Annotated in this window: 26 protein-coding genes and 1 pseudogene; 21 read left to right on the top strand and 6 right to left on the bottom strand. The window is 64.7% G+C overall.

Annotated features, from left to right (window positions below):
• Positions 1–45: 45 nt before the first annotated feature.
• The gene (locus tag AC20117_RS20075) at positions 46–780 is read right to left on the bottom strand and encodes a glutamine amidotransferase (protein ID WP_074702029.1); all 735 of its coding nucleotides are present in this window, start codon (positions 778–780) and stop codon (positions 46–48) included.
• Positions 777–2,297, bottom strand: coding sequence for a CYTH and CHAD domain-containing protein (locus tag AC20117_RS20070; RefSeq protein ID WP_074702031.1), 1,521 nt, complete (start codon positions 2,295–2,297; stop codon positions 777–779). Before AC20117_RS20070 ends, AC20117_RS20075 begins: the two co-directional genes overlap by 4 nt.
• Before the next feature lie 178 nt (positions 2,298–2,475).
• Between AC20117_RS20070 and ftsY the strand changes: the two genes are divergently transcribed.
• Positions 2,476–3,684: a signal recognition particle-docking protein FtsY gene (ftsY, locus tag AC20117_RS20065; protein WP_074702033.1), complete on the top strand. Its 1,209-nt coding sequence runs from the start codon at positions 2,476–2,478 to the stop codon at positions 3,682–3,684.
• Between the two features lie 127 nt (positions 3,685–3,811).
• Here ftsY and AC20117_RS20060 read toward each other — a convergent pair whose 3' ends face one another.
• From AC20117_RS20060 to AC20117_RS20050, 3 genes and pseudogenes are all read right to left on the bottom strand, one after another.
• On the bottom strand, positions 3,812–5,497 hold the full coding sequence (locus AC20117_RS20060) for an HNH endonuclease (RefSeq protein WP_074702035.1): 1,686 nt from the start codon (positions 5,495–5,497) through the stop codon (positions 3,812–3,814).
• A 203-nt stretch (positions 5,498–5,700) separates the two neighbouring features.
• Positions 5,701–6,499 (bottom strand): annotated as a pseudogene (locus AC20117_RS20055) (dioxygenase family protein).
• A gap of 111 nt (positions 6,500–6,610) precedes the next feature.
• Positions 6,611–7,891 (bottom strand): MFS transporter, encoded by a 1,281-nt coding sequence (locus AC20117_RS20050; RefSeq protein WP_074702036.1) that lies wholly within the window; start codon positions 7,889–7,891, stop codon positions 6,611–6,613.
• A 177-nt stretch (positions 7,892–8,068) separates the two neighbouring features.
• Between AC20117_RS20050 and AC20117_RS20045 the strand changes: the two genes are divergently transcribed.
• Together AC20117_RS20045 and AC20117_RS20040 are read left to right on the top strand one after the other, a co-directional pair.
• Positions 8,069–9,367, top strand: coding sequence for an ammonium transporter (locus AC20117_RS20045; RefSeq protein WP_074702038.1), 1,299 nt, complete (start codon positions 8,069–8,071; stop codon positions 9,365–9,367).
• Positions 9,364–9,702 (top strand): P-II family nitrogen regulator, encoded by a 339-nt coding sequence (locus AC20117_RS20040; RefSeq protein ID WP_074702039.1) that lies wholly within the window; start codon positions 9,364–9,366, stop codon positions 9,700–9,702. Before AC20117_RS20045 ends, AC20117_RS20040 begins: the two co-directional genes overlap by 4 nt.
• A gap of 97 nt (positions 9,703–9,799) precedes the next feature.
• Here AC20117_RS20040 and AC20117_RS20035 read toward each other — a convergent pair whose 3' ends face one another.
• On the bottom strand, positions 9,800–11,218 hold the full coding sequence (locus tag AC20117_RS20035) for a glucose-6-phosphate dehydrogenase (protein WP_074703374.1): 1,419 nt from the start codon (positions 11,216–11,218) through the stop codon (positions 9,800–9,802).
• Positions 11,219–11,456: 238 nt separating this feature from the next.
• Between AC20117_RS20035 and ffh the strand changes: the two genes are divergently transcribed.
• The 18 genes from ffh to AC20117_RS19945 all read left to right on the top strand — a co-directional run bounded on the left by ffh (position 11,457) and on the right by AC20117_RS19945 (position 25,985).
• Positions 11,457–13,043 (top strand): signal recognition particle protein, encoded by a 1,587-nt coding sequence (gene ffh, locus AC20117_RS20030; RefSeq protein WP_074702040.1) that lies wholly within the window; start codon positions 11,457–11,459, stop codon positions 13,041–13,043.
• 91 nt (positions 13,044–13,134) lie between these two features.
• Positions 13,135–13,668, top strand: a complete 534-nt coding sequence (locus AC20117_RS20025) for an NUDIX hydrolase (RefSeq protein WP_139186826.1) — start codon at positions 13,135–13,137, stop codon at positions 13,666–13,668.
• Between the two features lie 9 nt (positions 13,669–13,677).
• A complete protein-coding gene (locus AC20117_RS20020; protein WP_074702042.1) occupies positions 13,678–14,388 on the top strand; it encodes an alpha/beta fold hydrolase in 711 nt (236 codons plus the stop codon).
• A 23-nt stretch (positions 14,389–14,411) separates the two neighbouring features.
• Entirely contained in the window at positions 14,412–15,641 is a 1,230-nt protein-coding gene (locus AC20117_RS20015) for a hypothetical protein (RefSeq protein ID WP_139186827.1), read from the top strand.
• Between the two features lie 100 nt (positions 15,642–15,741).
• Positions 15,742–16,629, top strand: a complete 888-nt coding sequence (locus tag AC20117_RS20010) for a VOC family protein (protein ID WP_074702044.1) — start codon at positions 15,742–15,744, stop codon at positions 16,627–16,629.
• A 74-nt stretch (positions 16,630–16,703) separates the two neighbouring features.
• Positions 16,704–17,186: a hypothetical protein gene (locus AC20117_RS20005; RefSeq protein WP_074702045.1), complete on the top strand. Its 483-nt coding sequence runs from the start codon at positions 16,704–16,706 to the stop codon at positions 17,184–17,186.
• Between the two features lie 201 nt (positions 17,187–17,387).
• A complete protein-coding gene (rpsP, locus tag AC20117_RS20000) occupies positions 17,388–17,828 on the top strand; it encodes a 30S ribosomal protein S16 (protein WP_074702046.1) in 441 nt (146 codons plus the stop codon).
• On the top strand, positions 17,829–18,071 hold the full coding sequence (locus AC20117_RS19995; protein WP_074702047.1) for an RNA-binding protein: 243 nt from the start codon (positions 17,829–17,831) through the stop codon (positions 18,069–18,071).
• 112 nt (positions 18,072–18,183) lie between these two features.
• On the top strand, positions 18,184–18,732 hold the full coding sequence (gene rimM, locus AC20117_RS19990) for a ribosome maturation factor RimM (protein ID WP_101632654.1): 549 nt from the start codon (positions 18,184–18,186) through the stop codon (positions 18,730–18,732).
• A complete protein-coding gene (gene trmD / locus AC20117_RS19985; RefSeq protein WP_074702049.1) occupies positions 18,733–19,524 on the top strand; it encodes a tRNA (guanosine(37)-N1)-methyltransferase TrmD in 792 nt (263 codons plus the stop codon).
• A 232-nt stretch (positions 19,525–19,756) separates the two neighbouring features.
• Entirely contained in the window at positions 19,757–20,116 is a 360-nt protein-coding gene (gene rplS, locus AC20117_RS19980; protein WP_074702050.1) for a 50S ribosomal protein L19, read from the top strand.
• Positions 20,117–20,236: 120 nt separating this feature from the next.
• The gene (gene lepB / locus AC20117_RS19975) at positions 20,237–20,863 is read left to right on the top strand and encodes a signal peptidase I (protein WP_236777380.1); all 627 of its coding nucleotides are present in this window, start codon (positions 20,237–20,239) and stop codon (positions 20,861–20,863) included.
• 2 nt (positions 20,864–20,865) lie between these two features.
• The gene (gene lepB, locus AC20117_RS19970) at positions 20,866–21,621 is read left to right on the top strand and encodes a signal peptidase I (protein ID WP_083339838.1); all 756 of its coding nucleotides are present in this window, start codon (positions 20,866–20,868) and stop codon (positions 21,619–21,621) included.
• Positions 21,618–22,331, top strand: a complete 714-nt coding sequence (locus AC20117_RS19965; protein ID WP_074702054.1) for a ribonuclease HII — start codon at positions 21,618–21,620, stop codon at positions 22,329–22,331. Before lepB (AC20117_RS19970) ends, AC20117_RS19965 begins: the two co-directional genes overlap by 4 nt.
• 88 nt (positions 22,332–22,419) lie before the next feature.
• Complete coding sequence (locus AC20117_RS19960) at positions 22,420–22,746, top strand: DUF2469 domain-containing protein (RefSeq protein ID WP_074702055.1); 327 nt, start codon at positions 22,420–22,422, stop codon at positions 22,744–22,746.
• A gap of 130 nt (positions 22,747–22,876) precedes the next feature.
• On the top strand, positions 22,877–23,233 hold the full coding sequence (locus AC20117_RS19955) for a YraN family protein (RefSeq protein WP_074702056.1): 357 nt from the start codon (positions 22,877–22,879) through the stop codon (positions 23,231–23,233).
• Positions 23,233–24,780: a YifB family Mg chelatase-like AAA ATPase gene (locus AC20117_RS19950; RefSeq protein WP_074702061.1), complete on the top strand. Its 1,548-nt coding sequence runs from the start codon at positions 23,233–23,235 to the stop codon at positions 24,778–24,780. Before AC20117_RS19955 ends, AC20117_RS19950 begins: the two co-directional genes overlap by 1 nt.
• Positions 24,780–25,985, top strand: a complete 1,206-nt coding sequence (locus AC20117_RS19945) for a DNA-processing protein DprA (protein ID WP_074703375.1) — start codon at positions 24,780–24,782, stop codon at positions 25,983–25,985. The genes AC20117_RS19950 and AC20117_RS19945 overlap by 1 nt, the downstream gene beginning before the upstream one ends.
• The last annotated feature ends 78 nt before the right edge of the window (positions 25,986–26,063 follow it).

Genomic DNA, 26,063 nt, shown 5'->3' with positions numbered 1-26,063 from the left:
AGGCACGGCGGCGGCCCGGTGCCCGCGCCGGTCCCGCCCGCAGTGTTAGTCCTGCCGGTAGCGCCGCACGAAGTTGCGCAGCACGTGCTGGGGCTCGGTGACCACGCTTCCACGGACACTTTCCATCACCCTCGCCGCTTCAGCCGGCGGGAAGTACCCGGCAAAACGGTAGATGGAGATCCGGGTCAGCAGCCCGTCGATGTCGAGCTCGGGGTGGAACTGTGTGGCGTAGAGGTTCGATTTCAGTCGGAACATCTGGACCGGGCAGGTAGCCGATCCGGCCAGCCGCACGGCACCCGCCGGCAGCGTCGAACATGCTTCCTTGTGTCCCACAAAAGCCTGGAACCGGTCCGGCACGCCTGCCAGCAACGGATCCTTTCTGCCATCATCGGTCAGCACTATTTCCACTTCGCCGATCGGCTCGCCGTGCGTCCTGTCCACCACACCGCCCTGGTGCAGGCCCAGCGTGCCGACACCGTAGCAGGCACCGAAAAACGGGAAATCGATGGCGATGACCTGATCGAGCAGGCGGCCGAGCTCGCGTTCAACCCGGTGCTGCACCGCCGATTTATCCGCGGGCGCATCGCTGGAGTTGAACGGACTGCCGCCCAGAATGATCCCGCTGTAGGAATCCAGAGCGATGTCGGGCAGCGGGGTGGCTTCCAGCCGCACCCGGTGCAGTTCTCCGTCCACGAGGCCGCCGAAGCGCATGAACGCCGCATATTCTTCGTCGGCTGCTTTGTCTTCGGCCCGGGTAGCCAGGAGCAGGAACGGCTTCATGGGTTGATGCTAGTGGAAGGGAACCGCTTCCATTCACGGCGGAAGGCCGCTTGCGCGTTCTCGGCCGCAATTTGTTCCAGTGCATGCAGACGGCCATAGGTGAAGCCGTTCTCATTTTGCAGGACCGCCCCGGCCCCCAACCGACGCAGCAGATCGCGCGTCAGGACGGTGTCCTGGTGCACGCCGAGCGACTGCTGTACCCGGTGCGCCGCTTCGGCGAGCCGCTGTGCGCGCTTCCCGCCTACCGGAATCGCAGCTTCCGCTGCATACCGCAGGCGCTTGGCACGGATGCGGACCTCGTGCAGCGCCCGTGCCTCGGTAGCGTCGCCGGCAAGTTGCTCCGCCGCGGTAACCGCCCTGCCGAGCCGTTTGGCCTCCCGCTTGATACGCCTCCCGATCACCTCGCGCGCCGGCTCCGATGCCAAGGCAGTCAGCGGGGGATTGGCAAGCAACCCATCCAGCGCATCGAGCAGCCGGAAGTACCGTTTGGTGTCGAGCGCTCGCAATGTCTTGGTCCGCGCTGCCTGCAGGTCGGCGGTGAGCTGCTCATCGATCCTGCGGGCAACGGGCCCCATCACCAGTTCCGAGGGCTCCCCGGCAAGTAGGTCCCGGAGCCGGTCCTGCATTACCTGGGCGTCGCGGGCCTCGCCCAGCAAGCCCGCGAGCCACTTCAGTTCGCCCCGCAGCTCACCGGCTGTATCGCCGGCCAGCAGCTTGCGGTAAGTGGCCAGGCACGAGCGCAGCCGCCGGGAAGCCACCCGCATTTTGTGTACCGCTTCAGGCTCGCCCGACCGTACGAGCGGATCTTGTTCCTTCAGGCTGCGCACCTGCTGATGCAGAAAGAAGAGTAGGACGGCGGCCGCGTCACCTTTGCGCTTCGGACATGGCACAGCCGGCTCCGGCTGGCGGGAACGTCCGGCCAGTTCCGACCGCAGCGTGGACCCGCGCGATCCACGTTGTGCACCAGAGCCTGCGCACAGGGCGTCACAAGCGTCCAGCAAGTCCTGATTGCCCTCGACCAGTTCAATCGCCCATTCCCGCCACACGCTACCCCCGGTCTTACTTGGCAGCTGCTCGGACCGTAGATGGTCATCCAGCATGTCAGCCAGCACCTTATCCCCGGAACCGTAAAGCCGGTGCAAAACCCGTCTGGTCAGGACCCGGGCAACGGGAACCAACGGCTTGTCCCGTACATGCACACGCACTAACTGCAGCAGGGTCTTCGGCACTCCGTCTGTGCCACGGACGGGAGGTGAGGAGCTGACCCGGCGCCCGCCGTCGTCGTTTGGCTGCTCCAGTTGCCAACCGGCTTGAGTGCCGGTGCGACGTTCAAGGGTTATGCAGCGTGCGGCCAGCGCGAGATCCTCGGTATCGAAGTACACGGCCTCGAACTCGGTTTCCACGCCTTGCTCCACACGGCTCACATCCGGCAAAGCATGCAGAGTGGGCAGCGGCGCCGAGTCTTCGACGTCGTAGGCACGTCCTGTCCTTGTGCCGTATCCAGAATCACTGGCCATATCCGGCCTTTCGCTTTCACCTTGGAATCCGCTTCGGAGCGCGGTACGGTCACGGCCCGGCGCGGCAGGGCAGGTGACGCCATGATAAGCCCGCACGGCGGATTCGCCCAGCTCAGGTTCCTGTCCCACCGGTGGCGGTGAGTCCGAAGGTGGCAGGGGCTGTGAGAAGCTAGGGATTGTGAACGACGTAACCATGATCCTTATATACGCTGTCATCGCGATCGCCGTGATCGGTACGGTTGCCATCCTCCTGGTCAAGGGCCGCAAGACCCCTCCGGGAACCTACCCCACGACCCGGGACGCTAACGACCCGGTGCGCGGCGGTGGCGGTACCGATACGTTGGAAGCGCCACCTGCGCCGGCCGAACCCCGTGTTGCCGTTCCCGAAGAGGAACTGCCCGCGACCGACGTCGAAGTTGCCGATGATGCGGCGGGCATCGAGACCGTACCGGTTGAGACCCCTGCTCCGGTTGAAGGCCGGTTGGCCCGTCTGCGTGCCCGCCTGATCAAGTCCAATAACGCCTTGGGCAAGGGGCTGCTGGCACTGCTCTCCCGTGACAAGATCGACGAGGATGTCTGGGACGAAATCGAGGAAACCCTCCTGATGGCGGACCTCGGTACCGAGCCAACGATGGAACTGGTCGACGCCCTGCGCGACCGGGTCAAAGTCGCCGGCAGTCAGGACCCCGAACACGTCAAGGCGATGCTTCGCGAAGAACTCATCAAGCTCGTTGACCCGGAGATGGACCGTTCGCTGGCCGTCGAGCGCCATGCGGATCGCCCGTCTATCGTCATGGTGGTAGGCGTCAATGGCGTGGGCAAGACCACCACCGTTGGCAAGCTGGCCCGCGTCCTGGTGGCCGAAGACAAGGATGTGCTGCTGGGTGCGGCGGATACTTTCCGTGCCGCGGCAGCCGAGCAGTTGGCAACTTGGGGCCAGCGCGTGGGTGTGCCTACCGTAAAGTCCGACGTCGATGGTGCGGACCCGGCGTCCGTTGCTTTCGAAGCAGTGAAGGCCGGCATTGACCAGGAAGTCGACGTCGTCATGATTGATACGGCTGGCCGCCTGCAGAACAAGGTGGGCTTGATGGACGAGCTCGGCAAGGTCAAGCGCGTCATTGAGAAGCAGGCGATGGTTGACGAGGTCCTGTTGGTTCTGGATGCCACCACCGGGCAGAACGGACTGAATCAGGCCAAGGTCTTCTCCGAGGTCGTCAACATCACGGGCATCGTGCTGACCAAACTGGATGGAACGGCCAAGGGCGGAATCGTCGTCGCTATTCAGCGTAGCCTCGGCGTTCCGGTCAAGCTGATCGGCCTTGGTGAAGGTGCGGACGATCTGGCTCCGTTCGAAGCCGAAGGTTTTGTGGATGCACTCCTGAACTAAGGGCGCTCTAGTGTCGTGCGGGCGCTTGCCAGCGGGACGCTTGATGACCAAAGCCGAAGGGCGGACGTGATATCACGTCCGCCCTTCGGCGTATTTAGGGCATTGGTTGGCCGGTTATTAGATCTCGTCAGGCGGCGGGGCGGTAGAGGAAGTCGATGCGGCCGAGTGCCTGTTCGAAGATTGACTGCGGCTCTGGCGTCTCGTCCGGTTGCGCGGTTGCCGGTGGTGTGCCGGGCAGTGCCGGTGCGGTGGATAGGTAGGTGTGCCCGGTCGGCGTGGTCGTTTCGACGGTGTGCCGTGGCCCGGGGACGGTTTGGGCGTGCCAGCCCTCTGATTCCTTCGCGAGGTTACACGCTTCACACAGGCCTTGCCCGTTGATCTCGGTGGTCTGCCCGTTGTTGCGCCAGGGCACGACGTGGTCGTGGTGGCGGATCGGCGCGTCGCACCAGGGGGTGCGGCAGAGCTGGTCTCTGGCCTGGATGACCCGCTGCATGCCGGCCGGCATCAGCCTTGCCCGCGAATCCATCCCGTGCAGCTGCCCGGTGCCCGGCGCGGTGTAGAGCCGGCGGACCCACACTTCCACCTCCGTCGCATCACCCGCATCGCCGGGGGCTCTTCGCTTCGGACCGGGAGGCCCGGTCGCCGTGCCGGCTTCTCTTGTCTTGCCGGCGTCGCTGTCGCCGGTATCTCCGTTCCCGGCAGCAGTATCGATGACTGGTTCCGGTTCGCCAGTTCCTGGCGGGCCGGATGCCGTAGCGCCATCCCTGGTGCCGGGATTGGCTGTGCCAGCACCGCCTTCGTCTTCCTTGGCAGCACCATTTACCGGGTTGCCGGCGTCGGTGGTGTCCGTGCCGGCGCTGCCGTTCGTGTCGTCGGTGTCGGTGTCTTCGGTGCGGATCAGGTTACGGGCCCATTGGGCGGGGACGATGCCGTACCCGGCCAGATGTGCCGGCTCGGAATCGCCCTGGAACAGGGTGCGGTCGGTCATGACCAGCTGCACCTCGATCTTTGCCGGGTTCTCGGCCGGTTGGCCGGTAACGCGTTCGACGAAGATGTCGGCCATCAGCTGTCCCCGGGAGCGTTCATCGCCCTGCGCCTTCAACCGGTCGGCTTCCCTGGTCAGGGCCGCGAGGACGGCCACGCCCTGTGTCACCGGCACCAGGCAGCTCACCTGGGCCATGGTGTCCGGCGCCGGACGGCAGGAGACATGGCGTTCGTTTTCGGCTTTCGCGGCCCGCCGGACCACCGACAACGGGTCCAGCCGCAGCGCGGCCTGCTTCGCCATCGCCCCGATCTGTTTGTCCCCGCACCCTTGCAGCGTCTTCGGATCAGCACACAACTCCCGGTCAACCTTGGCGCGGTCTTCCACGCTCAGGCACGCGGTCTCGCGGACCAGGATGGTCGCCCGCCACTCGTTCAGCCGGCCCTCCGCCAACGCCCTATAGCTGTGGGGCATTTCCCTGATCAGCGTGGTCGCCATCCCCAGGTGCTTACCGCCCCGGTTCGGCGAATCCTTTCTGGCCAGACCGATCTCCTTCGCCAGGCCCCGGCCCCGCCGCTCCGCCGGAACCCCGGCCGCGGCCCGGGCCTCCCGCCGGGAGGCCGCGAACGCCTCGGTCTCGCGGGCCTGCCCCGCAGCCGAGGCGGCCTTGAGTTCTTCCAGGGCGGCGATTCGGTCGATCCGTACGCCTTCGGAGACGTCGGGGTCCATGTTCGCCAGTTCCAGGATCATTGAGCGGACCAGGGCGGCACCCGGATCACCGGGAACCGGCTTCACCGGATCCATCTCTGCTGGAACGATTGACTCGAACATACATTCGATTCTATCGTGATGCGATGTAGGGCACAAGACATGTTCAAAACTGTGGAGAAGGTGCCGTCTTGGCCGGTGCTTGCGGGATCTTCGGCTCCACTGCCAATCTCGACTCATGCACGGCAACCCGGATGGAGGCCGCACGGCCGAGCTCACTGCCGCAAACACGAGCTCGGTCGCTTCCCGTCCTCGGGGGAGTGGGTTTAGGTCAGCGTCCAGGAGCGCTTGGACAGGCCAAACCAGAACCCGTCGATAGCAGTCTTGGCTTCGATTCCGCCGGAACCGTAAGCGGCGCCGAGCGCTACATACAGTGGTGCCCAGTGCTCGCTGCGCGGGTGGGCTTCGTGGGCCGCAGGTGCCTTGTTGAGGAAGTCCAAAATTGAGTCCACATCGCCACGGGCCATTGCTTCTTCTGCCCATTGGTCGAATTCGCTTGAGGCGGCCGGCGGTGTGGTGTCAGGGCCGGCGGCAGGATTGAACCAGCGCAGATTATGTGTGGTGAAGCCCGAGCCGACTATCAATGTGCCGCGGTCGCGCAAGGGTGCCAAGGATTTGCCGAGCTCAAAGAGTCCCTGCGGGTCGAGTGTCGGCATGGACATCTGGACCACCGGCACATCGGCATCGGGGAACATTTCCACCAGTGGGACATAGGCGCCGTGGTCCAGCCCGCGGGTTTCATCCTGTTCGACGTGGTGGCCGTGGTCTCCAACGAGCTTGGCCACCTCACCGGCCAGCTCGGGGGCAAGCGGTGCGTCATACGTGACGTCGTAGTACTTCTGCGGGAAACCCCAAAAGTCGTATACCAGTCCGGTCTTTTGCTGGGTGGCACTCAGCGTCACCGGCGCATTCTCCCAATGCGCCGACACCATCAGGATGTCCTTCGGCTTTTCAAAAAGTGCCAGACCAGTCGGCGAGCTGGCTGGTCCAGCGCTCGTCGTCGGCAAGTGGCGGAGCGCCATGGCTGAGGAACAGAACCGGAGGCTGGGTCATCGTTTGCGTCATGAATCCATCGTAAGACATTTTACTTGAAGCTTCAAGTCTAACTCTTGGGTAGATCAGATCCTGGCCGGAAGGGAGAGGTCGTCCTAGGTTTTCCTGTTTCCAGCTGCCGAATTAGGGGCGGGACTCGTCGGCAGAGGGTTCCGATTGCTGGACGGGGAGTGTTTCCCGACCGAAAAAGAGCCAAAACAGGGCCGCGATGATGGTCACACAACCGGTGACCGCGAAGGCCCAGCCATAATCCAGCCTGTCTGCCAAGGCGCCGGCGAGCACGGGCCCCACGATGGCACCGGCGTCTGTAGACATCTGGAACACCGCGAGAACTTTTCCGCCGCTGCGTTGATTGCCGATGATATCCGCCACCGCTGCCTGCTGGGCAGGTCCGAGCAGGCCGGATCCGAAACCGGCGATCACGGACACGGCAACGAACACCGGGACCGAGTCGGTAAACCCGATGGCGGCGATCGCCAGTCCTGCGACGGCCAGGCCGGAAATGACCAACGGTCGGCGTCCCAAAGTGTCGGAGAGCTTGCCTGAAAATGTCAGTGCCAGGGCGTTGCCCACGGCAAAAACTGCCAGGGCAAGCCCGGCCGTTTCCGGTCCTGCGCCCAGGACGGCGCCCGCAAAGAGCGGAATCAACGACATACGGACTCCGAATGTGGCCCAGCCATTGGCAAAGGCGGAGGCGATGGCCGCCCGATACCCCGGATCCTTCATCGCTTCGCCCAGCGGCATCGGCTGGATGGGGGAGTCCGTTCCGTCTGCGGAGCTGCGCTCCGGCTTCTTCAGCATGACAGCGACGACGGCGGCAGCCACCAAAAGTGCGACGGCGTACACCACGAAGGGAACCCGCAGTCCGAGACCGGCTAACAGGCCGCCCACAACGGGCCCGAGGATTCCGCCCATCAGGAACGTTGAAGCGTAGAGGCCGGAGACGCGTCCCCGGCTGTCAGGCGGCGCGAGCCGGAGGATCAGCGCGGTGGCGGAAACGGTGAACATGGTGGAGCCCAGACCGCCGAGCCCGCGGAACAGCAGCAGCTGCCAGTAGCCCTGCGCCAAGGCACAGGCGCCGGTGGAGGCGGCGACGATCAGCAGTCCGGTGAGGTAGACCCGTCGTTCGCCCCAGCGGCCCACCAGTGCCCCGCCCGCCGGGGCGAAGATCAGCCGGGTGAAGGCGAAAACGCTGACGATGATGGACGCGGCAGCGACGCCGACGTCAAAACTGGCAGCGAACTGCGGCAGTACCGGAGCTACGAGGCCGTAACCCAGCGCGATCACGAAGGCGGCTGCCACCAGGACTTTGATATCGCGGGGGATGGGTGTGGGGCGCTGGCGTTCCGGCCGAGGGCGGGCGGGCTCGGCAGAGGAACGGGCCGAGCGGCGGAAGAGGGGCATGGCATCAAGCCTATCCGTGCTGAGAAACATGAATGAAACATGCCCGTGACACCGGATTTACGGTGGCCTCGTCCTTGTAACGCAGCTGAAACGAAGCGCCGGGCCGGCGGAAACAATCGACCGGCAATCTGGAAACCAGATGCGGGATGGGCCCGCCTCGGACGAGAGGACGCGAAAATGGATCTGTCAGCAGGTCACGTCTGGGTGATGATTTCCGCGGCACTGGTGCTGCTCATGACGCCAGGCCTTGCATTCTTCTACGGCGGCATGACCCGTGCAAAAGCCGCCCTGAACATGATGATGATGAGCTTCATTTCCATCGGTCTGGTCGCCGTCGTCTGGGTTCTGTGGGGTTACTCCATGAGCGGCGGCGAGGGGATCGGCCAGCTCTTCGGGAACCCGTTCGCTGCGTTCGGCATGCAGAGCCTGCTGAACACGGAGGACCTGATTGGCGCCGGCTATGGGGCTACCTTCGCGATCATCACCGTGGCACTCATTTCCGGTGCCATCGCCGACCGCGCGAAGTTCGGCGCGTGGGCAGTCTTCGTCCCGGTCTGGGTCACTCTGGTGTACTGCCCGCTGGCTTTCATGGTGTGGGGCGGCGGCCTCCTGAGTGCTGAAGGTGCTGTGGGCAGCTGGGCAGGGGAGGCCATCGACTTCGCCGGCGGCACCGTGGTCCACATCAATGCAGGCATTGCTGGCCTGATCCTCGCCCTCATCCTGGGCAAGCGCAAAGGTTTCGGCAAGGACCCCGCGCAGCGTCCGCACAACATCCCCTTCGTCATGCTCGGTGCCGCGCTGCTGTGGTTCGGCTGGTTCGGATTCAATGGTGGCGCCGCCGGTACTGCTGAGGAAGCGGGGCTCATCTGGGTCAACACCATGGTGGCGCCCGGTGCCGCGATGCTCGCCTGGCTCGTCGTCGAACGCATCCGTGACGGCCGGCCCACGTCTCTTGGCGCCGCTTCCGGCGTCGTCGCCGGTTTGGTTGCGATCACCCCGGCCTGCGCGAATGTTTCTCCCGTCGGCGCCATCGGGCTCGGCATCGTTGCCGGTGCACTGGCAGCCCTCGCCGTGGGGCTGAAGTACAAGTTCGGCTATGACGACTCCCTGGATGTCGTTGGGGTCCACCTCGTCGCCGGACTGGTCGGCACGCTGGCCCTTGGCTTCGTTGCCCTCCCCCTGGACGGGGCCGGCGGCGGACTGCTGTACGGCGGCGGTCCCGGCCAGCTCGGTGCCCAGACGGTGGCAGCTGTTGTCTCCGTTGTCTTCACCGCGATCATGACGAGTGTCATCGGTCTGGCCGTGCACAAGACAATTGGCTTCCGCGTCACGGAGGACCAGGAGGTCATCGGCGTGGACCTGACGCAGCACGCCGAAACCGCATACGAGTTCGGCGGGCTGGGCACTGGGGGCACTTTCGTGCCGCATCCGGCCACGGACCGCAGCGCGCATATCAAGGAAGAGGTCAAGGCATGAAACTGGTAACCGCAATCATCCGTCCCGAGAAGCTCGACGACGTCCGCGGCAGCCTGGAAAGTTACGGCGTGCAGGGCCTCACGGTCAGCCAGGCCAGCGGCTACGGCCGCCAGCGGGGCCACACCGAGGTATACCGCGGCGCTGAATACACCGTTGATCTGCTGCAGAAGGTACGAGTGGAGATCCTGGTCGCCAATGAATGGGCCAACGACATCGTCGATGTCCTGGTTGCCACCGCCAACACCGGACATGCCGGCGACGGCAAAGTATGGCTTATCGACGTCGAGGAAGCCGTGCGGGTCCGCACCGGCGAGCGCGGCGAAGCCGCTATCTAACGGGACAGGAAAGCTCCTATTGCACCTCCGGGAGCTGGAACCGAATCATCGGGTCCGGCTTTCGGAGGTGCAGTTCTGCGTGACCCGTGCCCCGCGGTCAGGCTTCGGCATCCACCGTACGCATCGGCGTATCGTCCCTCGATGTTTCCCAGCCGGCTGGTCCGCTCGATCCCGCTGCGTACTCCTCCAGCGGCACTTCGTTGGCCTCCCATGCTTTGAGGACCGGCTCGACAATCCGCCAGCAATCCTCCGCAATGTCCCCGCGGACCGAGAGCATCGGGTCACTGGTCAGGATGCCGTCCAGGACTTCGCCGTACGGCAGGAGATCCGCGGAGTGCAGGTTGGTCTCCATCACCTCGCGGTCGAGCGTGAAGATATCGCCCGGTCCGTTGACATCGATCTCGAGCCGCAGGGTGTCGGGGCCAAAACCGATCCGCAGGCGCGTGGGCGCATCCACGCCCTTGAACCCGGTGGGCAGATGATTAACGGGTTTGAAGGTGACGATGGCTTCCTTTTGCTTCTTGCCCAAGGCTTTGCCTGAACGCAGGATAAACGGCACGCCGGTCCACCGGCTGTTGTTGATCGAGACCTCGATCTCCGCCAGCGTCTCCGTGTTCCGTGCGGGATCGATCCCCTCTTCGGCCACGTAGTCGGGGATCTTCCGGCCGTCCACCTCGCCGGCGGTGTACCGGGCGCGGCGTGTGCTCTTGGCGAAGTCCGGCTTGACCGAACTGGCACGCAGCACGCTGCCGATGTGGTCGCGCAGGTCCCGCTCGTGCAATGTAGCCGGTGCATTCAGCGCCATCAGCGCCATGATCTGCAGCAGGTGGCTCTGGATCATGTCCCGCAAGGCACCCGCCTTGTCGTAGTAGCGTGCCCGTCCTTCCAGCGCCAGCGACTCGTCGTAGAAGATTTCCACCTTTTGCACGTGCTCGTTGCTGAACAACGGCTCGAGCAGCCGGTTGGCAAAGCGCAGGCCCAGGATGTTGAATACGGTGGCTTTGCCCAGGAAGTGGTCCACGCGGTGGATGTGGTCCTCGGGCACCAGCCGCAGCAGCGTCCCGTTCAGCGAGGCAGCGGAGACCAGGCTGGAGCCGAACGGCTTCTCCATCACCAGGCGCGTGCCCTCGGGCACGTCCTCGGGCTTGAGGACCTCGCAGGCCTGCTGGCTGACGGCGGGCGGTAAAGCAAAGTAGACCGCTGCCGGTCCCTTGACCGAGCCGAGCAGTTCCGCCAGGGCCCCCTCGGCCGTCACGTCCACCATGTGGTACTCGGTGTTTTCCTGTACCTTGCGCAATTCCCGCAGGCCGGCGTCGTTAGCTCCCTCAGTGCAGGATCCGAAGGCTTCGTCGACACGTTCGCGCCACCGGTCCTGGTCCCAGTCGTCGGATCCCGCGCCCACGAGGCTCAGGCCCTGGGTCCGACCCTGGGCGATGAGTTTTCCCAGCCCCGGCAGCAGCAGCCGTCCGGTCAGGTCTCCGGAAGCACCCAAAATGAGCAAGGTCCGGATTTCCATCTCTCCGCCGGTGGTTTCTGCGGATTCTGTCCCGGTTGAGGTCTGTTCGGCAGTCACCTTTCCTACCTTGCCATCTATGGCGCCCGATGTCGCCGGTTCGCTGACATCAGGTACGGTCCGGTCGCCGTCGTCGTCCCGGAATTGGGACATAGGCCGTCCGCAGTTGCTACCCTAGATAGTTGAACTCCGGCGCGGCCGGGGACTGTGAGCCTAGATCGACGAAAGAAGTACACGGCGCGTGTTCAATTCACTCTCTGACCGGTTGGCCTCGACCTTCAAGAATCTGCGCGGCAAGGGACGTCTCTCGGAGGCGGATGTCGACGCCACTGTCCGCGAGATCCGGCGTGCCCTGCTGGACGCGGACGTCGCCGTACCGGTGGTGCGTGAATTCGCCGCGCACGTCAAGGAACGCGCGCTGGGCGAGGAAGTTTCCGGTGCGCTGAACCCGGGCCAGCAGGTCGTCAAGATCGTCAACGACGAACTTGTCAACATCCTCGGCGGCGAAACCCGCCGCATCCGCCTGGCCAAGAACCCGCCCACCGTGATCATGCTGGCCGGTCTTCAGGGTGCCGGTAAGACCACGCTTGCCGGCAAGCTGTCCAAGTGGCTCAGGGGACAGGGCCACAGCCCGCTGCTGGTCGCCGCGGACCTCCAGCGGCCCAACGCCGTCACCCAGCTGCAGGTCAACGGCCAGCGCGCAGGCGTGCCGGTCTTTGCGCCGCACCCGGGCGTGCAGTCCGAATTCGAGTCCGCCACGGGCGATCCGGTCGCCGTCGCCCGCCAGGGTGTCGAGGAAGCCCGCCAGAAGCTGCACGACGTGGTCATAGTGGACACCGCCGGCCGCCTCGGCGTGGACTCGGAAATGATGCAGCAGGCCGCGGACATCCGCGCAGCCATCAACCCGGACGAGGTCCTCTTCGTCATCGACGCCATGATCGGCCAGGACGCGGTCAACACCGCGCAGGCGTTCAATGAAGGCGTGAATTTCACCGGCGTCGTGCTTTCAAAGCTCGACGGCGATGCCCGCGGCGGTGCCGCGCTTTCCGTTGCGTCCGTGACCGGCAAGCCCGTCATGTTTGCCTCCACCGGTGAGAACCTGGACGATTTCGAAATCTTCCACCCGGACCGGATGGCCAACCGCATCTTGGACATGGGCGACATCCTCTCCCTGATCGAGCAGGCGGAGAAGTCCTGGGACAAGGGCGAAGCCGAGCGCATGGCGCAGAAGTTCGCCGACCAGGAAGACTTCACGCTCGATGACTTCCTCGCGCAGATGCAGCAGATCCGCAAGATGGGGTCGATGAAGAAGATGCTGATGATGATGCCCGGCGCGGCCGGCATGCGTCAGCAGCTGGAGAACTTCGACGAGCGCGAAATCGACCGCGTCGAGGCCATTGTCCGCTCCATGACCCCGCACGAGCGGGTCGCGCCGAAGATCATCAACGGCTCGCGCCGCGCCCGCATCGCCAAGGGCTCGGGCGTGCACGTCTCCGAGGTCAACGGCCTGCTGGAGCGGTTTGGCCAGGCCCAGAAGATGATGAAGAAGATGGCCCAGGGCGGCGGCATTCCGGGCATGCCAGGCATGGCTGGCCCGGGCGGCTTCAGCGGCGGCGCCCGCAAGGGCAAGCAGGTCTCGAAGGGCAAGAAGAAGGCGCGTTCGGGAAATCCGGCCAAGGCCGCGCAGGAGCTGCGGGAGGCCGAGGAGCGCCGTGCCAACGCCAAGAAGGCGCTGCCCACCGGCGCAGCTTTCGGCCAGCAGCAGGAAGATTTCGATCCGTCCGCACTGAACCTGCCCAAGGGGTTCGAAAAGTTCCTGGGTAAGTAAGCTCGCCGCGGTCCGCGCCGGCACCGGCCGGACTAAGGGAGCATACCGTTCCGCATCCTGGTAAGAGTTGGGGCTTCTACGAAGGGCTTTTGTGAGCAGGCACGATCTGAGTGGATTCTATGGTTCCCAATGGAAGCGCCCTGCCAACGTGGCGGTGGTGGTACGCACCGTCAGCGGTTCCATCCTGCTCAGTCCCGATGCCGACGGCCAGGCATCGTTGCCTGCCGGGATGGTGAAGTCGGGGGAGGATCCGCGCGCAACGGCCAGCCGCGTTCTGCAGGCAACCTCGCTGTCGCTGCCGCTGGGCCGCATTCTGGCAATTGATTACCAGCAGACGCCGGCCTCGCCAGCGGAGGCCATCACCTTTATTTACGACGGCGGAACCTACGACGGCGGTTCGCTCGCCGCTGTGGCGGGCGGGCAGGCCGAGTTCCTCGCGGCCGATCTGGCGCTGGCCGGACTGGGCCGCCCGCAGTCGGCCCAGCTGAAGGCCGCCCTCGACGCCCATGAACTGCTTTCGGTGCTGGAGCTGCGGGACGGGCAGCGGATCGATACGGTCCAGCGGGACGTGCCGCCACGCGAGCTGCTTCCGGACTTCGACGCCACCATCAGCTCCGGATCCTAGACTGCCCTTATGCAGCACAGCAGCCCCAAGCCCCGTGTGGTTTTTGTGCACGGAACCGGTCGCTTCGGCATCGCCGCGTGGCCGTACCAGCACCGTCTCGCCAGCGCCTACGACTGCCTGTTTGTCCGGCGGCACGGATTCGCTCCGGATGGTGCTCCGCAACGGACGGACTTCGGTGCAGACATGGACATAGTGGTGGAAAACCTAGGCGACGGCGGTCATCTCGTCGCGCATTCCCAAGGGGCCGTCTCGGCGATGATGGCGGCGGTGGAACGGCCGGAACTGGTTGCCTCCCTGACCCTGTTCGAACCTGCCTGTTTGTCGCTGACTGCGGACCTGCCGGCAACAAGGGCGCATCGGAAGCGGCTGGAGCCACTGTTCGCCGCAAGGAACGAGCTGGACGACGAGCAGTACCATCGTGAATTCTCGCGCCTCGTCCTTGGCGCGGCGGCGAAGCCCCTGGCCTCGGCCGCGGACCGCCTGCAGGCCAGCCGGCTCCGGCTGCAGGATCCGCCCTGGACCGCCCCGCTGCACATCGTTCCTGGCGTCCGCACGCTCGTCGTGACGGGCGGCTGGGAGCCGCTGTATGAAGAGGTCGCGGAATATCTGGCTACCACTGGCGCTGTACATCGCCATGCTGCCAACAACCACCGTCCGCAGGACACGCCCGAAGGCCATGGGCTGTTGGTCGACTTCCTGGCCGACGGACAGCACGGCTAGCGGGACTTGCTAGCGTTGATGCCATGAGTGAATCTGCCTGGGAGCCCATGACCGGTGAACTTTGGTGGCCATGGCCACTGGACGAGGCCGGTGTCGCGGCCCTGATGCAAGAGATCACGGACCGTTCGCTGCTCGGTGCTTTCGCCGCAGGCCAGCCCGAGCCGGGCCAAACGGTCGTTGAAATGCTGCTGGCCAGAAACGGTGCGGGACGCGTCGCTGTCTTGGGCGAGGGAGGCGAAGCCGTTCCTGGCCCCGACTACCGCATGCTCGCCCAGAGCTTCTCGTTGGCCCTCGGTGCTGCGGTGGACATGGATGGCTTCAGCTACCAGGCCCCTGCGGCAGAGGCCGCGTTCCGGCTGGCCGAGGAGCCTGAGCTCGGGGATCCCGGTGCGGCGGACGTGGAAGATTTGATGGTGCTGCGCACCGTGCTCGTGGGGCAGATGCGCCACGAGGATCTGGTTATGTTTGGAGCGCTGAACCGCGTCGAACTCCAGGTCCTTGAAGACGAAGCCGTGCCGGGACGCTCTGTGGTGGTGGTGGAAGGGGAGGCCGCGCCCGGGCTCTACAACTGGCCGGCCGAAACCAAGCCCTTGATAGCGTTAATGAATCTGGACGGACTGCGAGCCGTTGAAGTTTGGCTTCCCGGTGCTGTGAACGACCCGCGGAACAACTTCTGGCACGCCTGGCAGCCGCAGCCCAAACCATTCGCAACTACCGACAAGGCCTCGGCCGAAGCCCTGCGATTGCTCGGAACCTTGGTCCGTTCCACCGAGCCGAGCACCGCCGGCATCGCCCAAGCCTTCGAGCTGAATGCCGAGGCGGAGTCCCGGCTCAGGGACCTGATGCAGGGGCCGGAAGACGGCGAGGTCCTGGCCCGGACAGCGGTGTCCCTGGGGCTGCCGGAACTGGCGGGCCGGCTGGCCGAAGCGCCGGTGGCTACCGTGGGACAGCCGGTCACGGTGATGCCGCCGCTGCCGATGGCCAAGGCTTTGCTCGAAGTCATCGCTACTCCCACCTCCGGACAGTCTCCCTTCGCCAAGTGGCACCGGACCGTGCTGGCGCATCCGGAACTGCTGGCCGGAAGCGCGGCGGTGGCGGCCGGTGCTGCCGCAGTCCTCTTCCGCGCCGCGGCCAGACAAGGGAGCCCCCGCAACGGAATAATGCGCGCGGGCGCGCTGTCGTTGGTCACGGAGGCAGCAGGCGAACTCGTCTTCTACAGCTTTCTCAAGTCCCGGCGGAACCGCCGTCGCTAATTCCGGCTGAGGGGACTGTGGCACACCGGTCTGACTTGGGAACTGGGCCGCCCTGCAAGGGGACTGGAATAAACATGAAGCTTCAAGTAATCTTATATACATGAACTTTCAAGCAAAAGACCAGGACCTGTTGGCCGGCGACCTCACCATGGGCACCGTAATGCTCAAGGTGGGGGACATGGCGAACATGACCAAGTACTACCGGAACGCGCTGGGCTTGGATCCTGTGGCGGAAGGCCTCGGCGGTGTCTATCTGGGCCGCGGCGCCACGCCGCTGGTCCACCTGGCACCCGCCGCCGGACTCCAGCTGCCGTCGCGCGGCGAGGCAGGACTGTTCCATACGGCCTTCCTTTTCGACAGCCAGTCGGACCTTGCCGCCACCGTCGCCTCTGCGGCCCAAACGGACCCCACGCGTTTCGTTGGCAGCGCCGACCACTTGGTGAGCGAAGCCTTCTACTTCACCGATCCAGAGGGCAACGGCATTGAGCTGTACTATGACCGGCCCCGCGAACAGTGGGAATGGAACGAGACCGCCACGGGCAAGGAAGTCCACATGGACAGCCTGGCCCTGAACCCCCAGTCCTACCTGCAGAGCCACCTCACCGAAGATTCCGTGCGCAAGCAGCACGACGCCGGCGCGGCCATCGGCCACGTCCACCTGCAGGTTGGCGACACTTCGGTGGCGGAGCAGTTCTACGTCAACATCCTCGGATTCGAGCGCACGGCCGGCTGGCATGGCCAGGCATTGTTTGTCTCCGCCGGCGGCTACCACCACCATATGGCGATGAACGTGTGGAACAGCCGGGGCGCAGGCCCGCGCAAGGACACCCTGGGCCTGGGGGAAGTGCTGATCCATGTTCCGAATGACGACGAGGTTGGCGCCCTGGCCCAGCGGCTTGCGAGTGCCGGTGTCAGCCATCATCACACCGGCGCCGAGCTTCGGTTTGAGGATCCCTGGCGCAATCAGCTGCGCGTCGCCGTCTCCTGATACTGCGCAGTTTGGCCGCGGCCCCGCGCAGGATAGGGTAAAACCAGAAGCATCCAATCCGAGGCGGAGGCGCTATGTCCGGAATTACTGAAGTTTTTGTGGCCACCCACGACGCCGCGGTGCAGCGCGCCGCCGCACTTGATAAAGCGCTGGAGGCCATCGGCGAAGGCGGCACCCAGGTGGAAATTCCGGATGCCCCGCACACGAGAATCAATGGCATCACCGATTGGGAAATCGAACGGTTGGGCCAGTTGGCAGGGCAGGCTGTCCACTCCGTCGGCGAAGATGAGCTGGCCATTGCCGACGTCGCCAGCGAGACCCTCTATGTCGCGCCGGAATCGATGGTCCGCGCCTTGGCCGACCTGCTGGCCGAAACGTCCGACGACGGCGCCCCCGTCCTGCCCGACGTCGCCGCGGCGTGGGCGTCCGAAGAGGACATGCCGCTCAGCGGCGACGCCGCGGTGGAGTCGGTCAAGCGGATCGGCGAACTTGCTGCGGATGCGGCAGAAGACGGCCGCCAGCAGCTCTACGTCTGGAGCGGTACCGAGTCCGTCTGACCGGCTTTCGTAGCCGCTCGCACAGGTCCGGGGAGTCGAGTCGCGCGGATTGGGCTGTATCTGGCACAATAGACAGGTACTCGATCTGCGCGGCCCCTCTCTCCGTGCAAGTATCTTGTCCTTTGAACCCCAACCACGGCCCGCCCCACGGGTGCAGACATACGGGTTCGCCCATTTTCAGAACCAGGAGTGACCACTAAAGTGGCCGTAAAGATTCGCCTTAAGCGCCTCGGCAAGAAGTTCTCAGCCCACTACCGAATCGTTGTCATGGATGCCCGCGCCAAGCGCGACGGCCGTGCCATCGAGGAGATCGGGCTGTACCGCCCCACCGAGGAGCCGTCGTACATCGACATCAAGTCCGACCGTGCACAGTACTGGCTCGGCGTAGGCGCCCAGCCGTCCGAGCAGGTTGCCGCCCTGCTCAAGATCACCGGTGACTGGCAGAAGTTCAAGGGTATTGAGGGCCAGGAAGGCACGCTCAAGACCAAGGCTCCCAAGGAGGCTTTCGCTGCTCCCGAGAAGGAGTCCGTGATCATCCCCGAGGCCATCACCCCGAAGGCCAAGAAGGAAGAGGCCGCCGACGAAGCCGCTGCAGAAGCACCGGCCGAAGAGTCTGCGGACGAAACCGCAAAGGCTGAGTAAATGCTGGCTGAAGCGCTCGAACACCTGGTCCGTGGCATCGTTGACCGTCCCGAGGACGTCAAGGTCATGGTAAAGACCAACCGCCGCTCAGACATTATTGAGGTGCGGGTCCACCAGGATGATTTGGGCCGCGTCATTGGCCGTCAGGGCCGCACAGCACGCGCACTGCGCACCGTCATCGCCGCATTGGCCGGTGGCGAGCAGGTCCGCGTGGACGTAGTGGATACTGACCGCCGCCGCTGAGCACGCTTCACATCAGTCATCGCATCCGGCCCCGCACCAGATAATGGTGTGTGGGCCGGATGTTTTTGTGCCCCGATTTTCTACCCTCAGACGTAGTTCGACAGGAGATTCCATGCAGGTCCAGGTTGCGCGGATTGGCAAACCCCACGGCATTCGAGGCGAGGTCACCGTCCAGGTGATGACCGATGCGCCGGAGGAGCGCTTTGTTCCGGGCACCGCCTTTGTCGTTGAGCCGGCGCGCCTGGGGCCGTTGACAGTTGAATCGGCCCGTTGGAACAAGGACATCCTGCTGCTGGGCTTTGCGGAAGTGGTTGACCGGAACGGGGCCGAGGAACTCCGCGGCGCCAAGCTGTTCGTCGATACGGAAGATGTCGACGACGACGAAGACGCCTGGTACGAACATGAGCTGGTTGGCCTGCGCGTGCTGGTGGATGGACAGGAAGTCGGCAAGGTCGCCGCCCTGAACACCCTTCCGGCCCAGGACCTGCTGGTCGTCACCGCAGCCAACGGCGACGAAGTCCTGGTTCCCTTCGTGGAGCAGATTGTCCCCGAAGTCGACGTAGCGGCCGGTTTCATCCGGGTCACCCCGCCCGCAGGTCTTTTCGAGCTCAACTCCGCCGAGAGCCAAAGCACCCCCGACGACGGCGAGGGGGAGCGCTAAGTGCGCATCGACGTCGTTAGCATTTTTCCCGAATATCTGGCGGCCCTGGAGCTCTCCCTGATCGGCAAGGCACGCCAGGACGGACTGCTGCAGCTGGACGTGCACGACCTGCGGGACTTCACGACGGACAAACACCGCACGGTGGATGACACGCCGTACGGCGGCGGCGCCGGCATGGTGATGAAGCCCGAACCCTGGGCCCAGGCCCTCGAATCCGTGCTGCCTGCGGACGAATCCCGCCGGCCCGTGCTGATCGTGCCGTCTCCGGCCGGAGAAGTTTTCACACAGGCGGCCGCCCATGAGCTCGCGGAGGAAGAACATCTGGTCTTCGCCTGCGGCCGGTACGAAGGTATCGACGAGCGGGTGCTGGACTGGGCCCAGGAGAGATTTACGGTCCGGCCGATGAGTCTGGGGGACTATGTCCTCAACGGCGGGGAAGTGGCCGTTCTCGCGATGGTGGAGGCCATCGGCCGCCTGGTTCCGGGCGTGGTGGGCAACCCCGAGTCCCTGGTCGAGGAATCGCACTCCGACGGCCTGCTCGAGTACCCCGTGTACACCAAGCCTTCGCAGTGGCGGGACAAAGAGGTTCCCGAGGTGCTGCTCAGCGGCAACCACGCCAAGATCGCCCGGTTCCGGCGCGATGAGCAACTGCTGCGCACGCTCCGCCGCCGCCCGGATCTGATTGCCCGGCTGGATCCCGGCACGCTGGACAAAGCGGACAAGGCCTTGCTCGACAGCCAGGGCTACACCGTTTCGGCCAGCGGCATCGCGCAGAGCCCAGCCGACCGCTGACGCCAGCCGGTTCAATTGGCGGTGCCCGCCGCGGTGTGGCAAAATGAAGACTTGTGTTTGCTGGGGTCGCGCCTGCCACAGGGGGCGTGGAGCCAACAGCCAGACACACCGGCGCACCATTTCCGGACGCGCCGGTTTATCAGATCTTTCGGTATTGATGGTCCTGCCGCGCGCCGGACCCTCAGCCGTGACCAAAGTGGATGACCTGTGGCGTTCACCAGGAGTGATAACAATGCACATCCTCGATTCAGTAGACGCCGCTTCACTGCGCAGCGACGTTCCCGAGTTCCGCGCCGGTGATACCGTCAAGGTTCACGTCAACATCATCGAAGGCAAGAACGCCCGTATCCAGGTTTTCCAGGGCTTCGTGATGGGCCGCCAGGGCGACGGCGTCCGCGAGACGTTCACCGTCCGCAAGGTTTCCTTCGGCGTCGGCGTGGAGCGTACCTTCCCGGTTCACTCTCCGATCATCGACAAGATCGAAGTTCTGACCAAGGGTGACGTTCGCCGTGCCAAGCTGTACTACATGCGCGACCGCCACGGCAAGGCTGCCAAGATCAAGGAAAAGCGCGACTTCGGCACTGCCAAGTAGCCTCCCTTTTCCTAGGGCAGCTTGAACTAAGTGGTGCAAGAAATCCCAGTTCCCCGGGCGTCGTCCGGGGAACATACAAAACGCCGGTCCGGATTCCCGGGCTGGCGTTTTGTCTTAGCTGTGCTCGCCGCGGCAATCGTGCTCAGCGCAGTGGTGCGCGCTACCCTGATCGACGTTTACTATATCCCCTCGGATTCGATGGAGCCGCTGCTGGACACCGGCGACCGGGTACTCGTCTCCCGAACTGATTATGCCTTCGGACCCATCGAACGGGGCGACCTGGTGGTTTTCGACGGCCGCGGCTCCTTTGCGCCCTTCGACAGCGGAAACCCCGCCTACGTCGACGCGCTGCTCGGGCTGGGGCAATGGCTTGGCCTCATCGGCAGCGATACGGTTTACATCAAGCGGGTTATCGGGCTTCCGGGCGACACCGTGGAATGCTGTGCGCCGGACGGCCGACTAGTGATAAATGGGGAAGCTGTTACTGAAGAGTATGTGTATCCCGGAGACGCCCCCAGTGCACAGGAGTTCTCGGTTGAGGTGCCCCACGATAGGTTGTGGTTGATGGGGGACCACCGGTCTATCTCAGCTGACTCGCGTGTACTGCTGGGTGCACCCGGTGGCGGTATGGTTCCCTTGGAAAGGGTAATCGGCAGGCCGATGGAAATTGTCTGGCCGCTGGAACGGTCCGGCCCGCTGGAGCGGACCGCTCTTGGCATCGATCCCGAAACGGACAAAGGAAAGTGAACATGGAGCAGGCGGCAGGCAAACGGAAAAACCCGGTTCTGGCCTGGCTGCGCGAAATCGCGGTCATCGTGGCGGTAGCCCTGTTGTTGTCGTTCCTGATCAAGACCTTCCTGTTTCGGGCCTTCTACATCCCGTCTACTTCCATGGAAAACACCTTGGAGGTCAACGATCGCATCTTCGTCAATCTGCTGGTGCCTGAGCCGTTCAGCCTCAAGCGCGGGGACGTCGTTGTCTTCCAGGACGACCTGAGCTGGTTGCCTCCGGCGGAATCTAACGACGGCGATAGCTGGTTCCAGCAGGCCCTCACCTTTGTTGGGCTGCTGCCGGACAGCTCACAGCAGCATCTGGTCAAGCGCGTGATCGGTGTCAGCGGCGACCGCGTGGTCTGCTGCGATGCCGACGGGCGGATTACCGTGAACGGGTATCCGCTCAATGAGCCGTACCTGCACCCGGAATCCGACAATTCCCGCCAGCCCTTCGACGTCGTTGTTCCCGAGGGTAAAATCTGGGTCATGGGGGATAACCGGAACCACTCGGCCGATTCCCGCGAACACCGCGACGAGGAATCCGGCGGATTCATTGACATTGACGCGGTGGAAGGCAGGGCAGCCGTGATCGCCTGGCCGTTGGGCCGGATGAGTGTGCTGGGCAGCTACCCGGAGGTCTTCGACGCCGTCCCGGCTCCGGATGAAGCGAACCCCGGCCAGGAATCAGGCTCCGTAGAGGAAACCGAGCCGGCACAGGGGGCCAGCCGATGACGCCGAAGGACGCACATCTGCGCTTCGAGCGTTCGTTCAAGGCGCAGGGCCACCGGCTGATTGCCGGTGCGGATGAAGTTGGCCGTGGAGCCTTGGCCGGCCCCGTCTCCGTGGGCATGGTCCTGATCGACGCCACCACCGCCAAGGCGCTCAAAGGTGTGCGCGACAGCAAACTGCTGACCGCCCCTGACCGCGAAGCTCTCGTGCCGGTGATCCGGACCTGGGCCGCCGCCTACGGTGTTGGCCATGCTTCCCCTGCCGAGATTGACAGCCTGGGGCTGATGGCCGCGCTGCGCTTGGCCGGAACCCGCGCCTGGCTGCAGGTTCTTGCCGTAGCCCGGCCGGATGTCGTGATCCTGGACGGTAACTATGACTGGCTCTCGGCACAGCCACAGGCATCGCTCTTCGAGGTAACCGACGGCGCCGGCTGCGACGTGCCAGTGCACACAAAGATCAAGGCCGATCTGCAGTGCCTCAGTGTGGCTGCCGCCAGTGTCCTGGCCAAGGTGGAACGCGACGCAATGATGATAAAGCTTGCGGATGAGTATCCAGCGTATGGCTGGGAGGCCAACAAGGGCTACGCTACCGGCAGCCACCGCGCGGCCATTGTGGACAAGGGACCTTCAAACCAGCACAGGCAGAGCTGGCGGCTGACCCCGGACAGCCCGGCCATGGCCGCTGTTGAACTGAGCGGAGCAGGACCGCTCTGACCGTTTTTCGCCCGCCGAAATCGCCTCCCGTGAGGGTCGAAGTCCGGCGGGGAACACAGACCTACCCGAACTGCGAGAAGATGGTGGCATGAGCGCCGAAGATCTTGAGAACTATGAGACGGACATGGAGCTGCAGCTCTACCGCGAATACCGGGACGTTGCAGGTCTGTTCAGCTATGTTGTGGAGACCGAGCGGCGGTTCTACCTGGCCAACCACGTTGATCTGCAGGCCCGTTCCGCCGATGGCGAGATCTACTTCGACCTGACCCTGCAGGATGCCTGGGTCTGGGACATTTACCGCTCGGCACGTTTCGTCAAGAAGGTCCGCGTGCTGACTTTCAAAGACGTGAACATTGAAGAGTTGACCAAGACCGATGACCTGACGTTGCCCAAGGACGCAGACCTCGGCAACTAGCGTTTTCCCCGCCTGCCGGCCGCCCGGTGGACTTGGCACTTTTCCTGCACAGCAATCACGGTCAGATTCAACGTCCACATAAGACCCGTAGCTCCTGTGCCGTGGCGCACCGTGCCGCCACGCTGGGGGTATGAGAGCCAAAGACAAACTGGGCAAAGACGGCGAAGACCTAGCCGCCAGATATTTGGAGCAGGCGGGGCAACGGGTCGTGGACCGGAATTGGCGTTCCGGCGCGGGGGAGATCGATATCGTTGCCCTGGAAGGGGCAACCGTTGTCGTTTCCGAGGTCAAAACGCGGCGGAGCCCGGACTACGGGCATCCCCTCGAGGCGATTACGCCAGCCAAGGTGCAGCGACTGCAGATCCTCACTCTGCAATGGTTGCGTGCGCACGGCATGTCGGGCACCGGTTACCGCATCGATGCGGTAGCCATTCTCGATGACGGGCAGACCCCTCCGGTCATCGAGCATGTGAAGGCCGTGGGCTGATGGGACTGGGCAGAACATTCTCCGTGGCACTGGTGGGCCTGTCGGGGCACATGGTCGAGGTGGAAGCAGACATAGGCCAGACCCTGCCGGCATTTGTCCTTCTCGGATTGCCGGACGCGTCCCTGAATGAGGCGAAGGACCGGATTAAGGCGGCGGCGAAGAACGCCGGAATCCCGCTGAGCCGGCGCAAAATCACCGTGAACCTGATCCCGGCCTCATTGCCGAAAAAGGGCTCGGGCTTCGATCTGGCAATCCTAATGTCCGCCCTGCAGGCAGCCGGTGATGTTCGGCCAAGCGGCGGGACCGTGTTCCTTTCCGAGCTGGGACTCGACGGCAGGCTGAGACCCATCCGGGGAGTATTGCCGGCCGTCATGGCAGCAGTTGATGACGGCCACCCAGAGGTGGTCGTGGCGGCGGCTAACCGGGCGGAAGCGGAACTGGTACCGGGCGTCAAGGTCCGGAGTTATGGAACTCTGGCTGAACTGCTCCTTGCCTACGGCGCGGATCCCGTCCCGCTGCTGCTCCCGACGGGCGGGGCTGAGGAAACTCCCACCAGGCGTGAGAGCCCGCCAGCGGGTGATTGCCGCGAACCCGACATGGCAGACATCGCAGGCCAACACGAAGCCAGGACTGCCATGGAGGTTGCGGCCGCAGGCGGGCACCACGTCATGCTCGTCGGGCCTCCCGGGGCCGGCAAGACGATGCTCGCGGAGCGCCTACCCGGTCTGCTGCCGGACCTGCCGGACCACCATGCCATGGAGGTCACGGCGGTCCATTCCCTGAGCAATACAGCCGCGCATTTGACCCAGTTGCTGCGGCGCCCGCCATTCGAGAACCCCCATCACACGGCCACCACTGCTTCCATCATCGGCGGTGGTTCCGGAGTCCCGCGCCCCGGTGCCGCATCCCGGGCACACCGCGGCGTCCTCTTCCTCGACGAGGCGCCCGAATATGACCGCGCCGTATTGGATGCGCTGCGACAGCCGCTGGAGAGCGGGAACCTCGTACTCCACCGGGCAGCGGGGACGGCTGCCTATCCCGCCCGCTTCCAGCTGGTGCTGGCTGCAAATCCCTGTCCCTGCGGGATGGCCAGCGGCAAAGGACTGGAGTGCAGCTGCACGCCCATGCAACGCCGCCGGTACTTCGGCAAGCTGTCCAAACCCCTAATAGACCGCATAGACCTTCAGCTGCGGCTCAACCGGCTGTCACTGGCCGACATGGCCGGTGCCGCGGTGCAGGAAGCGAGCCGTACCGTTGCGGCACGGGTGCGCGCAGCCAGAACGGCACAAAGGGAGCGGCTGGGGCGTTGGGGGCACGAATTGAATTCTGAGGTTTCAGCCGAGCTGCTCAAGACCGAGTTGCGGCTTTCGCACACGGCAACGGTTGACCTCGACAAGGCCATGGAGCGCGATGTGCTGACCGGCCGGGGTTATGCCCGGGTGCTCAGGGTGGCCTGGACCATGGCCGATCTGGCTGGTCTGGCGGTTCCCGATCGGGACTGCGTCAGCACGGCGCTGGCTTTCCGCCAACAGGTAGGTGCGGCATGATGACGACGACTACACGGGCCGCCGACCGCAGGGCGCGGGCGGCCCTATCACGGCTGATGGAGCCTTCGGACTGGGTGGGTCTGGCCCTTGTCGCGGCCGTTGGTGCCCTGGATGGGCTGCGTATCGCTACAGGCGAGGTGAATCCGGGGCCGGAGCTGCAGGCTGAGCTGTACCGTCTGCTGAACCGGGAGCAGTCACGCAGCCAGCAGGGTATGCTTTCCGAGGCCCTGCAGCGCTGGCGTCCGCGTATTAAGGATCTGGACCCGGAGCGGGACCTGGCCACGATCGAGCGCCTTGGTGGGACCGTTCTGGTGCCAGGCGATGAGTCTTGGCCTGTGGAATTGGCTGATCTGGAGCTTGCAGAACCGCTGTGCCTGTGGACCCGCGGGCAACATTCACACGGAATTCCCCCAGCAGAACGCACCATAGCCGTGGTTGGTTCGAGGGACAGCACGAACTACGGCAACTCTGCTACCGGCGACCTTGCAGCGGGCCTGACGCAGAAGGGCTACTGCGTGGCTTCCGGAGGCGCCTACGGCATCGACGCCCAGGCGCATCGGTCCGCCCTGGCAGCCGCGGAGCCAGGGCACTGGCCAGCCACAATTGCCATCATGGCGTGCGGGCTGGACCGCTACTATCCGGCGGGGAATGAGGAACTGCTTCGAACAGTGGCGAGCCGAGGCCTTCTGCTCTCTGAGCTGCCGCCGGGCGCCGCGCCCACTCGCTGGCGGTTCCTCCAGCGCAACCGTTTGATCGCCGCATTGGCGGGTACCACGGTAGTTGTAGAAGCCCGGTGGCGATCGGGAGCACTGAACACGGCGCACCATGCTGCAGGACTGGGGCGTCCGGTCGGGGCAGTGCCGGGATCCATTTACTCGGCGAACTCGGCCGGCACGCACCGGCTGCTGCGGGACGGCAGCGCAGTCTGCGTAACGGACGCTGCGGAAGTCGCTGAATTGGCGGGACCCCTTGACGCTGGGGCCGCCGCAGAGCAGCAGGTGCCGCTCTCCGATCACGATGGTCTCAGCGTGGAAGACCTGCTCCTGCTGGACGCACTGCCCGTGAGGCAGGGAACCACGGTCGAGAAGCTTTCGGCTGTTGCCGGGTTGCCGATGAGGACAGTGCTGGCGGGGCTCGGCCGGCTGGAAATCATGTCCCTTGCCCAGCAGGATTCGTCCGGTTGGCGGCGGCAACAGCGCAGTTGAAGCTGGGTCGTGCTAGCTTCCAAATTCCTGCCGAGGCCTAACGTGTGGCGTCTTGAGTTCGAGACCGGGATCGAGGAC

The sequence above is a fragment of the Arthrobacter crystallopoietes genome (genome assembly GCF_002849715.1).
Lineage (GTDB): Bacteria > Actinomycetota > Actinomycetes > Actinomycetales > Micrococcaceae > Crystallibacter > Crystallibacter crystallopoietes.
The sequence above is the reverse complement of the archived record's forward strand: the minus strand, read 5'-3'. Positions and strand labels throughout refer to the sequence as shown.

Excerpts from the sequence above, each read along its gene's own strand:
- AC20117_RS20075 (WP_074702029.1), bottom strand. The coding sequence starts at position 780 with ATGAAGCCGTTCCTGCTCCTGGCTACCCGGGCCGAAGACAAAGCAGCC.
- AC20117_RS20070 (WP_074702031.1), bottom strand. The coding sequence starts at position 2,297 with ATGGCCAGTGATTCTGGATACGGCACAAGGACAGGACGTGCCTACGAC.
- AC20117_RS20060 (WP_074702035.1), bottom strand. The coding sequence starts at position 5,497 with ATGTTCGAGTCAATCGTTCCAGCAGAGATGGATCCGGTGAAGCCGGTT.
- AC20117_RS20050 (WP_074702036.1), bottom strand. The coding sequence starts at position 7,891 with ATGCCCCTCTTCCGCCGCTCGGCCCGTTCCTCTGCCGAGCCCGCCCGC.
- AC20117_RS20045 (WP_074702038.1), top strand. The coding sequence starts at position 8,069 with ATGGATCTGTCAGCAGGTCACGTCTGGGTGATGATTTCCGCGGCACTG.
- AC20117_RS20040 (WP_074702039.1), top strand. The coding sequence starts at position 9,364 with ATGAAACTGGTAACCGCAATCATCCGTCCCGAGAAGCTCGACGACGTC.
- AC20117_RS20035 (WP_074703374.1), bottom strand. The coding sequence starts at position 11,218 with ATGGAAATCCGGACCTTGCTCATTTTGGGTGCTTCCGGAGACCTGACC.
- AC20117_RS20020 (WP_074702042.1), top strand. The coding sequence starts at position 13,678 with ATGCAGCACAGCAGCCCCAAGCCCCGTGTGGTTTTTGTGCACGGAACC.
- AC20117_RS20015 (WP_139186827.1), top strand. The coding sequence starts at position 14,412 with ATGAGTGAATCTGCCTGGGAGCCCATGACCGGTGAACTTTGGTGGCCA.
- AC20117_RS20010 (WP_074702044.1), top strand. The coding sequence starts at position 15,742 with ATGAACTTTCAAGCAAAAGACCAGGACCTGTTGGCCGGCGACCTCACC.
- AC20117_RS20005 (WP_074702045.1), top strand. The coding sequence starts at position 16,704 with ATGTCCGGAATTACTGAAGTTTTTGTGGCCACCCACGACGCCGCGGTG.
- AC20117_RS19995 (WP_074702047.1), top strand. The coding sequence starts at position 17,829 with ATGCTGGCTGAAGCGCTCGAACACCTGGTCCGTGGCATCGTTGACCGT.
- rimM (WP_101632654.1), top strand. The coding sequence starts at position 18,184 with ATGCAGGTCCAGGTTGCGCGGATTGGCAAACCCCACGGCATTCGAGGC.
- rplS (WP_074702050.1), top strand. The coding sequence starts at position 19,757 with ATGCACATCCTCGATTCAGTAGACGCCGCTTCACTGCGCAGCGACGTT.
- lepB (WP_083339838.1), top strand. The coding sequence starts at position 20,866 with ATGGAGCAGGCGGCAGGCAAACGGAAAAACCCGGTTCTGGCCTGGCTG.
- AC20117_RS19965 (WP_074702054.1), top strand. The coding sequence starts at position 21,618 with ATGACGCCGAAGGACGCACATCTGCGCTTCGAGCGTTCGTTCAAGGCG.
- AC20117_RS19960 (WP_074702055.1), top strand. The coding sequence starts at position 22,420 with ATGAGCGCCGAAGATCTTGAGAACTATGAGACGGACATGGAGCTGCAG.
- AC20117_RS19955 (WP_074702056.1), top strand. The coding sequence starts at position 22,877 with ATGAGAGCCAAAGACAAACTGGGCAAAGACGGCGAAGACCTAGCCGCC.
- AC20117_RS19950 (WP_074702061.1), top strand. The coding sequence starts at position 23,233 with ATGGGACTGGGCAGAACATTCTCCGTGGCACTGGTGGGCCTGTCGGGG.
- AC20117_RS19945 (WP_074703375.1), top strand. The coding sequence starts at position 24,780 with ATGACGACGACTACACGGGCCGCCGACCGCAGGGCGCGGGCGGCCCTA.